This is a genomic window from Streptomyces sp. NPDC002232 (assembly GCF_042890295.1).
Lineage (GTDB): Bacteria > Actinomycetota > Actinomycetes > Streptomycetales > Streptomycetaceae > Streptomyces.
Genome location: NZ_JBIARV010000001.1, coordinates 42,339 through 55,666, shown reverse-complemented (window position 1 = coordinate 55,666; position 13,328 = coordinate 42,339). Strand labels below are relative to the sequence as shown.

The window sequence follows — 13,328 nt, the reverse complement described above, 5'->3', positions numbered from 1 at the left end:
TGCACGAGGACGCCGGGCGCGCGGGCCCACGCGGGCGCGGGGCGCAGGTCCGCGCGGTGCGCGTCCGTGCCGGGCGGAGGCCCGCGCCGCCCGCGCGTCCACGTGCCGGACCGGGCCGCGGGCCTCCCGCCCGCCACGGCAGGATGGCCCCGTGACCGTCATCGACATCCCCGGCTCCAAGTCCGTCACCGCCCGCGCGCTCTTCCTCGCCGCTGCCGCGGAGGGCACCACCACCCTTCTGCGTCCGCTCGTGTCCGACGACACCGAGGGGTTCGCCGAGGGCCTCGCCGCCCTCGGCCACACCGTCCGCCGCGAGCCCGAGGCCTGGCACATCGAGGGCCGCCCCGCCGGTCCCGGCGTGGAGAGCGCCGACGTGTACTGCCGCGACGGCGCCACCACCGCCCGCTTCCTGCCGACCCTCGCCGCCGCCGGCCACGGCACGTACCGCTTCGACGCCTCCGCGCAGATGCGCCGCCGTCCCCTCGGCCCGCTCAGCACCGCCCTGCGCGACCTCGGGGTCGACCTCCGGCACCGGGAGAAGGAGGGGCACCACCCGCTCGACGTGCACGCCGCCGGGGTCAAGGGCGGGGCGCTCACCCTGGACGCCGGGCAGTCCTCGCAGTACCTCACTGCGCTGCTCATGCTCGGCCCGCTCACCGAAAAGGGCCTCGACATCACCGTCACGGACCTGGTCTCGGAGCCGTACGTCGAGATCACCCTCGCGATGATGCGGGCCTTCGGCGCCGAGGTCACCCGGGAGGGACGCACGTACCGCGTCGCCCCGACCGGCTACCGCGCGCTCACCTACGGCATCGAGCCCGACGCCTCCACGGCCAGCTACTTCTTCGCCGCGGCGGCCCTGGAACCAGGCCGCTCCGTCACGGTCCCCGGCCTCGGCTCCGGCGCCCTCCAGGGCGACCTGGCCTTCGTCGACGTGCTGCGCCGGATGGGCGCCGAGGTCGAGACCACCGCCACCGGCACGACGGTCCGCTCCACCGGCGCCCTGCGCGGACTCACCGTCAACATGCGGGACATCTCGGACACCATGCCGACGCTCGCCGCGATCGCCCCGTTCGCCGACGGGCCCGTCCGCATCGAGGACGTCGCCAACACCCGGGTCAAGGAGTGCGACCGGCTCGACGCCTGCGCCGAGAACCTGCGCCGCCTCGGCATCACCGTCGAGACCGGCCCGGACTGGATCGAGATCCACCCCGGCACCCCGGCCGGACCCGTCGAGATCGCCACCCACGGAGACCACCGGATCGTCATGTCCTTCGCGGTCACGGCGCTGCGCACCCCGGGCATCACCTTCGACGACCCCGGCTGTGTGAAGAAGACGTTCCCCGACTTTCACCGCGCGTTCGGCGCATTCGCCCGCACCCCGTGACGACCGCACAGCGTTTGCGGCGAGAATGGAGGGCATGAGCGACCGCCCCTCACCTCTCGCCGACCCGCACATCGCCTTCGACGTCTCCGAAGGACGCCGGGACATCGTCGTCCTCGGCTCGACCGGGTCCATCGGCACGCAGGCCATCGACCTGGTGCTGCGCAACCCCGACCGCTTCCGGGTCACCGCCCTGGCCGCCTCCGGCGGACGGATCGGACTGCTCGCCGAGCAGGCGCACCGGCTGAAGGTCGCCGCGGTCGCCGTGGCCCGCGAGGAGGCGCTGCCCGAGCTGCGCGAGGCGCTGAAGGCGCTGTACGGCTCCGAGCCGCTGCCGGAGCTCCTGGCCGGGCCGGACGCCGCCACGCAGCTGGCCGCCTCCCCGTGTCACACCGTCCTCAACGGCATCACCGGCTCCATCGGCCTGGCGCCCACGCTCGCCGCCCTCGAAGCGGGCCGCACGCTCGCCCTCGCCAACAAGGAGTCGCTGATCGTCGGCGGACCCCTGGTGAAGGGGCTCGCGAAGCCGGGCCAGATCATCCCGGTCGACTCGGAGCACGCGGCGCTCTTCCAGGCGCTGGCGGCCGGCACCCGCGCCGACGTCCGCAAGCTGGTCGTCACGGCCTCCGGCGGCCCCTTCCGCGGCCGGACCCGCGAGCAGCTGGCCGACGTCACCCGCGAGGACGCGCTCGCCCACCCGACCTGGGCGATGGGCCCGGTGATCACGGTGAACAGCGCGACCCTGGTGAACAAGGGCCTGGAGGTCATCGAGGCCCACCTGCTCTACGACATCCCGTTCGACCGCATCGAGGTCGTCGTCCACCCGCAGTCGTACGTCCACTCGATGGTCGAGTTCACGGACGGCTCCACGCTCGCCCAGGCCACCCCGCCGGACATGGGCGGCCCGATCGCCATCGGCATCGGCTGGCCCGAACGGGTCCCGGACGCCGCCCCCTCCTTCGACTGGTCCACGGCCTCCACCTGGGAGTTCTTCCCGCTGGACACCGAGGCCTTCCCGTCCGTCGGCCTGGCCCGGCACGTGGGCGAGCTGGGCGGCACCGCCCCGGCCGTCTTCAACGCCGCGAACGAGGAGTGCGTCGAGGCGTTTCTCGCCGGACGGCTGCCGTTCAACGGAATCATGGATACCGTCACTGCGGTCGTCACCGAGCACGGAAAGCCCGGCGGGGGAACCTCGCTGACGGTCTCGGACGTCCTCGAAGCGGAGACCTGGGCGCGCGCCCGGGCCCGAGAGCTCGCAGCGAAGGCAACAGCGGAGGCCCGCGCATGACCGAAATGCTCCTGTACGCCCTGGGCCTGGTGCTGTTCGCCCTCGGCCTGCTCGTCTCCATCGCCTGGCACGAGCTCGGTCACCTCTCCACGGCCAAGATCTTCGGCATCCGCGTGCCGCAGTACATGGTCGGCTTCGGCCCCACGATCTGGTCGAGGAAGCGCGGGGACACCGAGTACGGCATCAAGGCCATCCCGGCCGGCGGCTACATCCGCATGATCGGCATGTTCCCGCCGGGCGCGGACGGCAAGATCGAGTCCCGCTCCACCTCGCCGTGGCGCTCCATGATCGAGGACGCCCGCGAGGCGTCGTACGAGGAGCTCCAGCCCGGCGACGAGACCCGGCTCTTCTACACGCGCAAGCCGTGGAAGCGCGTGATCGTGATGTTCGCCGGGCCGTTCATGAACCTGGTCCTGGCGGCGCTGCTGTTCTTCGGCTCGATGATGACGATCGGCATGGCGGGTCAGACGACCTCGGTCGCCGGCGTGCAGAAGTGCGTGATCGAGCAGAGCGAGAAGCGCGACAAGTGCCAGGCGGGCGACCCCGTCTCCCCGGCGTTCCAGGCCGGCCTGAAGGAGGGCGACAAGATCGTCGCCTTCGACGGGACCCCGGTCAGCGACTGGGACACCCTCTCGGACCGCATCCGGGACACCATCGGCCCCGCGACGGTCACCGTCGAGCGCGCCGGACAGCGCATCGACCTGCACCCCACCCTCGTCGCCAACGAGGTCCCGAAGAAGGACGCGGACGGCAAGCTCGTCCAGCCGGTGAAGTACGTCCAGGCCGGCTACCTCGGCTTCGCCTCCAAGTCCGAGGTCGCGCCGCTCACCTTCGGCGAGACCACCGAGCGGATGACCGACCTCCTGGAGAACGGCGTCCACTCGGTCGTCGCCCTCCCGGGCAAGATCCCCGGCCTGTGGAACGCCACCTTCGGGGACGGCGAGCGGGCCGAGGACTCGCCCGTCGGCGTCGTCGGCGCCGCCCGCATCACCGGCGAGCTGATGACCGTCGAGGCGCCGCCGACGACGATCCTCGTGATGTTCATGAACCTGCTGGTCATGTTCAACGTCTCGCTGTTCCTGTTCAACATGCTCCCGCTGCTGCCGCTCGACGGCGGACACATCGCGGGCGCCCTGTGGGAGTCCGTCCGCCGCCACACGGCCCGGATCTTCAAGCGCCCCGACCCCGGCCCGTTCGACGTGGCCAAGCTGATGCCCGCCGCCTACGTGGTGGCCGGTGTCTTCGTCTGCTTCACGCTGCTCGTCCTCGCCGCCGACATCGTCAACCCGGTGAAGATCACGTAGCTCCCAGGGGGGCCGCACCCGGTGGTGTCGGGCCCCCCGCCCCCGGGGCGGTAACCTCGGAGACCTGAGCCCGCCGACGCACAACCTTGAGGTTGCACTTCAGATGACCGCGATTTCTCTCGGTATCCCGACCGTTCCGACCCGGCTCGCCGAGCGGCGCAAGAGCCGCCAGATCCAGGTCGGCAGCGTGGCCGTCGGCGGTGACGCGCCCGTCTCCGTCCAGTCGATGACGACGACCCGCACCTCCGACATCGGCGCCACGCTCCAGCAGATCGCCGAGCTGACCGCCTCCGGCTGCCAGATCGTCCGCGTGGCCTGCCCGACCCAGGACGACGCCGACGCGCTCGCCACCATCGCCCGGAAGTCGCAGATCCCCGTGATCGCCGACATCCACTTCCAGCCGAAGTACGTCTTCGCCGCGATCGACGCCGGCTGCGCCGCCGTCCGCGTCAACCCGGGCAACATCAAGCAGTTCGACGACAAGGTCAAGGAGATCGCCAAGGCGGCCGGCGACGCCCGCGTCCCGATCCGCATCGGCGTGAACGCCGGCTCGCTCGACGCCCGCCTGCTGAAGAAGTACGGCAAGGCCACCCCCGAGGCGCTCGTCGAGTCCGCCCTCTGGGAGGCCTCCCTCTTCGAGGAGCACGGCTTCCGCGACATCAAGATCTCGGTCAAGCACAACGACCCGGTCGTCATGGTCGAGGCCTACCGCCAGCTCGCCGCCCAGTGCGACTACCCGCTGCACCTCGGCGTCACCGAGGCCGGCCCGGCCTTCCAGGGCACCATCAAGTCGGCCGTCGCCTTCGGCGCCCTGCTCTCCCAGGGCATCGGCGACACCATCCGCGTCTCCCTCTCCGCCCCGCCGGCCGAGGAGATCAAGGTCGGCATCCAGATCCTGGAGTCGCTGAACCTGCGCCAGCGCCGCCTGGAGATCGTCTCCTGCCCGTCCTGCGGCCGCGCCCAGGTCGACGTGTACAAGCTCGCCGAGGAGGTCACCGCCGGTCTCGACGGCATGACCGTCCCGCTGCGCGTCGCCGTCATGGGCTGCGTCGTCAACGGCCCCGGCGAGGCCCGCGAGGCCGACCTCGGCGTCGCCTCCGGCAACGGCAAGGGCCAGATCTTCGTCAAGGGCGAGGTCATCAAGACCGTCCCCGAGTCGAAGATCGTCGAGACCCTCATCGAGGAGGCGCTCAAGATCGCCGAGCAGATGGAGAAGGACGGCATCGCCAGCGGCGAGCCGACGGTCGCCATCGGCGCCTGACCGCCCCGCGTCCCCGCGCCTGAAGCCCCTCCGCCCCACCGGGCAGAGGGGCTTCACGCTCGCGACGGGCCCCGCCGAGGGGCTCGGGGGTACAGTGCGGAGACCAGCAGACCCGTCCCGTGAGGCCCCCTCGTGCTGACAGAGACCACCACTCGGGTCCTCGAACCCGCCGACCTCGGCGCCGCGCTCGCCGTCCTGGAGAGCGCCCCCGTCGAGAACGCCTTCGTGACCGCCCGCGTCCAGGTCGCCGGGCTCGACCCCTGGCGCCTCGGCGGAGAGATGTGGGGCTGGTACAGCGAGGGCCGACTCCGCTCCCTCTGCTACTCCGGCGCCAACCTCGTCCCCCTCTGCGCCACCCCCGAGGCCGTCCGCGCCTTCGCCGACCGGGCCCGCAGGATCGGCCGCCGCTGCTCCTCGATCGTCGGCCCCGTCGAGGCCACCAGCGAGCTGTGGCGCCTCCTGGAGCCCAGCTGGGGCCCCGCCAGGGACGTCCGCGCCCGCCAGCCCCTCATGATCGCCGAGGAGCCCTCCACCGCCGTCGCGCCCGATCCGCTGGTGCGCCGCGTCCGCAAGGACGAGATGGAGGCGATCATGCCCGCGTGCGTCGCCATGTTCACCGAGGAGGTCGGCGTCTCCCCGCTCGCCAACGACGGCGGACTGCTCTACCAGGCCCGCGTCGCCGAGCTCGTCGGCACCGGCCGCTCCTTCGCCCGCATCGAGGACGGCAAGGTCGTCTTCAAGGCCGAGATCGGCGCCGCCACCCGCCAGGCCTGCCAGATCCAGGGCGTCTGGGTCGCCCCCGAGCACCGCGGCAAGGGCCTCTCCGAGACCGGCATGGCCGCCGTCCTCCAGTACGCCCTGGCCGACGTCGCGCCCGTGGTCAGCCTGTACGTCAACGACTTCAACGCCCCCGCCAGGGCCGCGTACCGCCGCGTCGGCTTCCGCGAGACCGGCGCCTTCATGAGCGTGCTGTTCTGAACGTGCTGTGCGGGGCGGGCGGGCGCTTGTAGGGTGCGCCGCATGGATGACGCACAGGTCGAGGTCGGTCCGGTCAATCTCGCCGCCCGGGTGGACGAGGCCCTCGCCGTGCAGGCGGTCGCCTTCGGCCTGGACGCGGGCGAGGTCGCCGTGCGCCGCCACATCGTGCTGCGCCACCTCCTCAGCCCCGGCGCCCGCAGCTACGGTGCCACCACTCCCGACGGACGGCTCGTCGGCTTCGTGTACGGGATGCCCAACGACCGCACCCACTGGTGGTCCACCGTCGTCGAGACGTACCTGCGCGCCACCGGCACCGCCGCCTGGCTCGACGACTCCTTCGTCATCACCGAGCTCCACGTCCACCCGGACTTCCAGGGCCGGGGCGTGGGCCGCGCCCTGATCACCACGATCACCGACGGCGCCGCCGAACCCCGCTCGATCCTCTCCGCGATCGACACCGACAGCCCCGCCCGCGGCCTCTACCGCGCCCTCGGCTACGAGGACCTCGCCCGGCAGGTGCACTTCCCGAGCGCGCCCCGCCCCTACGCGGTCATGGGCGCCCCGCTGCCGCTCAGGCGCCGGAACTGATTTCTCCTGCCAGGGGCGGCCCGGCTAACCTCGGGGCCATCACCTTCAGTCCCGGCAGGAGTACGAGAACCATGGCCAACGCACCGGTCCAGCGCATGTCCCAGTTGATGGCGAAGACGCTGCGCGACGACCCGGCGGACGCCGAGGTCCTCAGCCACAAGCTGCTCGTCCGCGCCGGCTACGTCCGCCGCACCGCCGCCGGCATCTGGAGCTGGCTGCCGCTGGGCAAGAAGGTCCTCTCCAACGTCGAGCGGATCGTCCGCGAGGAGATGGACGCCATCGGCGCGCAGGAGGTCACCCTGCCCGCGCTGCTGCCCCGTGAGCCGTACGAGGCGACCGGCCGCTGGGACGAGTACGGCGCCGAGCTCTTCCGCCTCCAGGACCGCAAGGGCGGCGACTACCTCCTCGGCCCTACCCACGAGGAGATCTTCACGCTCCTGGTCAAGGACCAGTGCTCGTCCTACAAGGACCTGCCGGTGATCCTCTACCAGATCCAGAACAAGTTCCGCGACGAGGCGCGCCCCCGCGCCGGCATCCTGCGCGGCCGCGAGTTCCTCATGAAGGACTCGTACTCCTTCGACACGGAGGACGAGGGCCTCGCCCAGTCGTACGCCCTGCACCGCGCCGCCTACCAGCGCGTCTTCGAGCGCCTCGGACTCGACTACCGCATCTGCGCCGCCACCGCGGGCGCGATGGGCGGCTCGAAGTCCGAGGAGTTCCTCGCCCCGGCCGAGGCCGGCGAGGACACCTTCGCCGACTGCCCGAACTGCGACTTCGCCGCCAACACCGAGGCGATCACCTACGAGCTGAAGACGGTGGACGGCTCCGCCGTCGCCGCCGCCGAGGAGATCCCCACCCCCGACACCCCGACGATCGAGACCCTCGCGGCCTCCCTCGGCGTGCCGGCCTCCGCGACCCTGAAGAACCTCCTGGTGAAGGTCGACGGCGAGATCGTCGCGGTCGGCGTCCCCGGCGACCGCGAGGTCGACCTGGACAAGGTCGAGGCGCACTTCGCCCCCGCCACCGTCGAGATGGTCACCGAGACGGACTTCGCCGCGCGCCCCGACCTGGTCCGCGGCTACGTCGGCCCGCAGGGCCTGGACAAGGTCACGTACCTCGCCGACCCGCGCGTCGCCCCCGGCACCGCCTGGATCACCGGCGCCAACAAGGACGGCATGCACGCGAAGAACGTCGTCGCGGGCCGTGACTTCGAGGTCGACGCGTACGTCGACGTCGTCGTCGTCCAGGAGGGCGACCCGTGCCCCAGGTGCGGCACCGGCCTCAAGCTGGACCGCGCCATCGAGATCGGCCACATCTTCCAGCTGGGCCGCAAGTACGCCGACGCCCTCAAGCTCGACGTGCTCGGCCAGAACGGCAAGCCGGTCCGCGTGACCATGGGCTCGTACGGCATCGGCGTCTCCCGCGCGGTCGCGGCGCTCGCCGAGCAGACCGCCGACGACAAGGGCCTGTGCTGGCCCGCCGAGGTCGCCCCGGCCGACGTCCACGTCGTCGCCGCCGGCAAGGCGCTCCAGATCGAGCTGGCCCTGGAGGTCTCGGAGAAGCTCTCCGCGGCCGGCCTGCGCGTCCTGGTCGACGACCGCGCGGGCGTCTCCCCGGGCGTGAAGTTCACCGACGCCGAGCTCATGGGCGTCCCGAAGATCCTCGTCGCGGGCCGCCGCTCGGGCGAGGGTGTCGTCGAGCTGAAGGACCGCCGGACGGGCGAGCGCGAGGAGCTCACCGTCGACGAGGCGCTCGCCCGCCTGACGGCCTAGGACGAGGAGAGGGCGGGACCCGCACGGGTCCCGCCCTCTTCCTTGTGGCTCAGAGGCCGCTCTCCGTCCGTACGGCTCAGAGGTCGCTCTCGCGGGGGGACGGCTCGACCGAGGTGCCCGTCAGGTCCTCGACGGACTCCTCCGCCGCCGCCCGGCCCTTCAGGTACGCCTCGCTCAGGGGCGCCGTGATCTGCCCCTGCTCCGCCGGAGCCGCCTGCTCCGCCTCCGCCGGGCCCGCCGGAGTGGCCCGCTCCAGGAACCGCAGCAGTTCCACCGGGATCGGCAGGACCAGCGTCGAGTTCTTCTCCGCCGACACCGCCATCACCGTCTGTAGCAGCCGGAGTTGCAGCGCCGCCGGCTCCGCCGACATCACGCCCGCCGCCTCCGCGAGCTTCTTCGACGCCTGGAGCTCCGCGTCCGCGTTGATCACCCGCGCCCGCCGCTCCCGGTCCGCCTCCGCCTGCCGGGCCATCGAGCGCTTCATCGTCTCCGGCAGCGACACGTCCTTGATCTCGACCCGGTCGATCGCCACGCCCCAGCCCATCGCCGGGCTGTCGAGCATCAGCTCCAGGCCCTGGTTCAGCTTCTCCCGGTTCGACAGCAGGTCGTCGAGGTCGCTCTTGCCGATGATCGACCGCAGCGAGGTCTGCGCCATCTGCGAGACCGCGAACTTGTAGTCCTCGACCCGCACCACCGCGTCCGCCGCGTCGACGACCTTGAAGTACACGACCGCGTCCACCCGCACCGTCACGTTGTCCCGGGTGATGCCCTCCTGCGCGGGCACGGGCATCGTGACGATCTGCATGTTCACCTTGCGCAGGTGGTCGACGAACGGAACGATCATCGTGAAGCCGGGGGACCGGACATCGTTGCGCAGTCTCCCGAACCGGAAGACGACACCGCGCTCGTACTGCTTGACCACCCGCGCGGCAGCGCCCGCGTACACGGCGAACGCCGCGGCCGCGCCGGCCGCCGCCACCAGCACCTCTTCGATCATCACGGCCCCCTGGAATCGAGCCGAACGTTACAAAAGGGCTATTACCCCGCAGACGGCCCGGGAACTCACAGCCAGCTCGCGAACTCCAGAAGCAGCTCGGCGTCCTGCCGCCGCCCCGCCGTCAGCGCCCGCGTCGCCGACTCCACCGCACGGAAGAGGGTCCAGCCGTGCAGCCGCTCCCGGTCCAGGTCCAGGGAGTCCGCCAGCTTGTTCACCCGCCGCCGCGCCGCCGCGGCCCCCGAGGACGCGGCCACCAGGTCCTCGACCCGGTCCCGTACGAGCCGGGCCAGGTCGTAGGCCCGCTCGCCGACCAGCGGCTCGGGGCCGACGGCCAGCCAGGGCGCCCGGTCGCCGGCGAGCACCTTGCCCTGCCGGAAGTTCCCGTGCAGCAGCACGGTCTCCGTCCCGTCCGCGACCAGCTCCTCGCGGGCCGCCAGAGCCGCTGCCGCAAGCGCGCCGGCCGCCGCGTCGGCCCGGTAGGGGTCCATGGCCGAGGCCTGCCCGGCCGTCCGGTCCGCCACCGTCTCGAAGCCGTGCTCCGCGGGAGGTTCCACCCACAGCTTCCGCACGGTGCCCGCCGCCTCCAGGAGTGCCTTCGCCTCCGGCAGCGAGCGCAGGGAGACCTCGGGGTGCAGCCGTTCGAGGAGGAGCCCGCCCTCACCGGCCCCGTCGAGGAGCTGGACCGCTCCCCAGCCGTTCCAGTGCGCCAGCGCCTCCCGTTCGAGGTCGGGCCGGGTGAACGGGGGCGCGATCTTGAGCGCGGCGGGGGAGCCGTCGGAGCGCCGGACCAGCGCCACCAGGCTGCTCCGTCCGCCGGGGGCCACCACCCGTTCGGTGTCCAGGGAGGCGTCGGCGAGCGTCCGCTCGGCGAGTCCGGGCAGGGTCCCGAGCCACGCGGCCGCCTCGGCCTCCCCGTACGCCTCACCCAGCGTCCTGGCCAGTCGCTGCGGCGGTTCGAAACCCATGCGTACGTTGTTCCTTCGGTCGGGGCGGCCTCGGTCGGGGCGGGACTACACCCGCTCGGCGAGCCCAGGAAAGGTTACGTCGCTGCCGCGCCAGCGGACCGCGCGTACCGCCGCCTCCCGGAGCGCGGCGGCCGCCTCGCCCCGCGCTCGGCCCTCGGTTGCCCGGACGAGGTCGGAGTACACCCCGGCCACCCGGTCCTCCAGGACCGCCGCGAGCCGCACGGCCCCGGCCGGGTCCGTGACCGGGAAGGGCAGCCCGTACGCCGCCTCCGCCGCCACCGGGGCCCCGCCGAGGTCCCGCACGGTCCGGCGAAGCGCGTCCCGCCGCGCCCGGTGCGCCTCGTACGCGGCGGTGGCCTCGGCCCGCCGGCCGGCGTCGATCCGGCCGCCGACGACCCCGTATCCGTACACCGCCGCGTGTTCGGCGGCGAGCGCGGCCTGGGCCGCGACGAGGGCGCTCATGCGCGGGCTCCTTCGGTCAGCAGGTAGGCGTGGGCGGCGCCGGAGGCCGCCACGGAGGCGAGCAGCCGGGCGTACTCGGGCGGGGCGGTGAGCAGGGCGGCCGCGTGACCGTCGGCGGCCGCGCGCTCGGCGGCGGCGAGCTGCCTGAGCGCGGCCCCGGCGTCGGGCGGCACCGGTACGGGCGCGGGGGAGGAGCCGGCGGGCTTGCGCGCGGCGGGCGAGGACGCTCCGGGGGCCGCGGTGCCGGACGGCGTGCTCCGGGGGACGGCGGTGCCGGGGGACGTCTGCGGGGTGGGCGTGGTGCCGGCGGCCGCGGGGGTGGCCCCCGTCGTCGGCCCGGTCGTCGGCTCCGCCGTCGTGCCGCCCTCGCCCAGGGCCTTCGCGTGTGCCGCCACCGCGCCCCGCAGGGGGGTCAGCCGGGGTGCCAGGGCGGGGTGGGCGGCCAGCGTGGCGTCGTAACGTTCCAGCAGGCTCCGCGCGGCGGTCACGGCCCGCAGGCGCTGGGCCGCCTCGGCCCGCGCCGCCCGTTCGGCCGCGAGCTCGGCGGCGCTCGGCCGGCCGGGCCGCCCGCCGGACGGGGAGGTGCAGCCCGTGAGGGCGGTCGCGCCCGCCGCCGCACCCGCCACGAGGAGTGCGCGTCTGCCCGTCGTCCCCACGCCTGCTCTCCCCGTCTGCCGTCCGTCGCCGAAGATCGTCGAGATCACCGCAGGCGAGCGTACCCGCGGGCCCCGGGGCGGTGGACGGCAACACCCTCCCGGACCGGATACCCTTTGGTCTGACACGCGACGAACCCACAACAGCACACGCGGCCGAGGAGTCACCCGGATGAGCACCACCCAGAGCGACAGGCTGCGCGGAATCGTGGAGCCGCTCGTCGCCGCCAAGGACCTGGATCTGGAAGAGATCGACGTGTCCCGGGCCGGCCGCCGCGGACTGCTGCGGGTCGTCGTCGACTCGGACGAGGGCGTGGAGCTCGACGTGTGCGCCGAGCTGAGCCGCGCGATCTCCGAGAAGCTCGACGAGACCGACGTGATGGGCGAGGGCGAGTACGTCCTCGAAGTCAGCTCCCCGGGCGCCGACCGCCCCCTGACCGAGCACCGCCACTACGTGCGCGCCACCGGCCGACTGGTGAAGCTCCAGCTCGCCGAGGGCGGGGACCTGGTCACGCGCGTCCTGGCCGTGGACGAGGACGGCCTCGACACCGAGGTGCCGGGCGTGAAGGGGCGCAAGCCCACCGCCCGCAGGGTCGCGTTCGCCGACATCGCGAAGGCGCGTGTCGAGATCGAGTTCAACCGCAAGGACAAGAAGGAAGAGGAGGCGTAGCCGTGGACATCGACGTGAAACTCCTGAAGGGCTTGGCACAGGAGAAGGACATCTCCTTCGAGATGCTGGTCGAGGCGATCGAGTCGGCCCTCCTCATCGCGTACCACCGCACTCCCGACGCCCGTCGCCACGCGCGCGTGGAGCTGAACCGGGCGACCGGCCACGTGACGGTGTGGGCCAAGGAGGACCCCTCCGAGCTGGAGGAGGGCCAGGAGGCGAAGGACTTCGACGACACCCCGTCGGACTTCGGCCGGATCGCGGCGAGCACCGCCCGCCAGGTCATCCAGCAGCGGCTGCGGGACGCCGAGAACGACGTGACCTTCGGCGAGTACGCGCGCCGCGAGGGCGATGTCGTCGCCGGTGTGGTGCAGCAGGGCAAGGACCCGAAGAACGTCCTCGTCAAGCTGGACGACAAGCTGGAGGCCATCCTTCCGGTGCAGGAGCAGGTGCCGGGCGAGGACTACACGCACGGTCTGCGGCTGCGCACGTACGTCGTCCGGGTGGCGAAGGGCGTGCGCGGTCCGTCCGTCACCCTTTCGCGCACGCACCCCAACCTGGTGAAGAAGCTCTTCGCCCTGGAGGTGCCGGAGATCGCCGACGGTTCGGTCGAGATCGCGGCGATCGCCCGTGAGGCCGGTCACCGTACGAAGATCGCCGTCCGTTCCACCCGTTCGGGTCTGAACCCCAAGGGCGCCTGCATCGGCCCGATGGGCAGCCGGGTCCGCAACGTGATGGCGGAGCTGCTCGGCGAGAAGATCGACATCGTCGACTGGTCGGACGACCCGGCCGAGATGGTGGCGAACGCGCTCTCCCCGGCGCGGGTCTCCAAGGTCGAGGTCGTGGACCTGGCCGCCCGCTCCGCGCGGGTGACGGTGCCGGACTACCAGCTGTCGCTGGCGATCGGCAAGGAGGGCCAGAACGCCCGCCTGGCCGCGCGTCTCACCGGCTGGCGGATCGACATCCGTCCGGACACGGAGCCGGCCGAGCCGCAGGACTGAGACCGTTT

At 72.7% G+C, this 13,328-nt stretch carries 13 protein-coding genes; 9 read left to right on the top strand and 4 right to left on the bottom strand.

Going from position 1 to position 13,328, the window contains the following annotated elements; translation table 11 throughout:
* Positions 1-151 precede the first annotated feature (151 nt).
* From aroA to ACFYXU_RS00190, 7 genes are all read left to right on the top strand, one after another.
* A complete protein-coding gene (gene aroA, locus ACFYXU_RS00220) occupies positions 152-1,387 on the top strand; it encodes a 3-phosphoshikimate 1-carboxyvinyltransferase (protein WP_389456008.1) in 1,236 nt (411 codons plus the stop codon).
* Positions 1,388-1,421: 34 nt separating this feature from the next.
* Positions 1,422-2,672 carry a 1-deoxy-D-xylulose-5-phosphate reductoisomerase gene (gene dxr, locus ACFYXU_RS00215; RefSeq protein ID WP_361396823.1) on the top strand — a complete coding sequence of 417 codons (1,251 nt, stop codon included), beginning with the start codon at positions 1,422-1,424 and terminating at the stop codon, positions 2,670-2,672.
* Positions 2,669-3,976 (top strand): site-2 protease family protein, encoded by a 1,308-nt coding sequence (locus ACFYXU_RS00210; RefSeq protein ID WP_361396825.1) that lies wholly within the window; start codon positions 2,669-2,671, stop codon positions 3,974-3,976. Before dxr ends, ACFYXU_RS00210 begins: the two co-directional genes overlap by 4 nt.
* Positions 3,977-4,079: 103 nt before the next feature.
* Complete coding sequence (ispG, locus tag ACFYXU_RS00205; protein WP_329850664.1) at positions 4,080-5,237, top strand: flavodoxin-dependent (E)-4-hydroxy-3-methylbut-2-enyl-diphosphate synthase; 1,158 nt, start codon at positions 4,080-4,082, stop codon at positions 5,235-5,237.
* A 132-nt stretch (positions 5,238-5,369) separates the two neighbouring features.
* Positions 5,370-6,215: a GNAT family N-acetyltransferase gene (locus ACFYXU_RS00200; protein WP_376516002.1), complete on the top strand. Its 846-nt coding sequence runs from the start codon at positions 5,370-5,372 to the stop codon at positions 6,213-6,215.
* Between the two features lie 42 nt (positions 6,216-6,257).
* Positions 6,258-6,803 carry a GNAT family N-acetyltransferase gene (locus ACFYXU_RS00195; protein WP_329850668.1) on the top strand — a complete coding sequence of 182 codons (546 nt, stop codon included), beginning with the start codon at positions 6,258-6,260 and terminating at the stop codon, positions 6,801-6,803.
* A gap of 71 nt (positions 6,804-6,874) precedes the next feature.
* Positions 6,875-8,575, top strand: coding sequence for a proline--tRNA ligase (locus tag ACFYXU_RS00190; RefSeq protein WP_376516000.1), 1,701 nt, complete (start codon positions 6,875-6,877; stop codon positions 8,573-8,575).
* A gap of 76 nt (positions 8,576-8,651) precedes the next feature.
* On the opposite strand, the gene ACFYXU_RS00185 is transcribed toward ACFYXU_RS00190, so the two are convergent.
* The 4 genes from ACFYXU_RS00185 to ACFYXU_RS00170 all read right to left on the bottom strand — a co-directional run bounded on the left by ACFYXU_RS00185 (position 8,652) and on the right by ACFYXU_RS00170 (position 11,703).
* A complete protein-coding gene (locus ACFYXU_RS00185) occupies positions 8,652-9,572 on the bottom strand; it encodes a slipin family protein (protein WP_376515998.1) in 921 nt (306 codons plus the stop codon).
* 65 nt (positions 9,573-9,637) lie between these two features.
* Positions 9,638-10,537, bottom strand: a complete 900-nt coding sequence (locus tag ACFYXU_RS00180; RefSeq protein ID WP_376515996.1) for an aminoglycoside phosphotransferase family protein — start codon at positions 10,535-10,537, stop codon at positions 9,638-9,640.
* A gap of 45 nt (positions 10,538-10,582) precedes the next feature.
* On the bottom strand, positions 10,583-10,999 hold the full coding sequence (locus ACFYXU_RS00175) for a ferritin-like domain-containing protein (RefSeq protein ID WP_376515994.1): 417 nt from the start codon (positions 10,997-10,999) through the stop codon (positions 10,583-10,585).
* Positions 10,996-11,703, bottom strand: coding sequence for a hypothetical protein (locus tag ACFYXU_RS00170; protein ID WP_389456005.1), 708 nt, complete (start codon positions 11,701-11,703; stop codon positions 10,996-10,998). Before ACFYXU_RS00170 ends, ACFYXU_RS00175 begins: the two co-directional genes overlap by 4 nt.
* A 121-nt stretch (positions 11,704-11,824) precedes the next feature.
* Between ACFYXU_RS00170 and rimP the strand changes: the two genes are divergently transcribed.
* Together rimP and nusA are read left to right on the top strand one after the other, a co-directional pair.
* Complete coding sequence (gene rimP, locus ACFYXU_RS00165; RefSeq protein ID WP_361396849.1) at positions 11,825-12,322, top strand: ribosome maturation factor RimP; 498 nt, start codon at positions 11,825-11,827, stop codon at positions 12,320-12,322.
* A gap of 2 nt (positions 12,323-12,324) precedes the next feature.
* A complete protein-coding gene (nusA, locus tag ACFYXU_RS00160) occupies positions 12,325-13,320 on the top strand; it encodes a transcription termination factor NusA (protein WP_329850678.1) in 996 nt (331 codons plus the stop codon).
* Positions 13,321-13,328 lie beyond the last annotated feature (8 nt).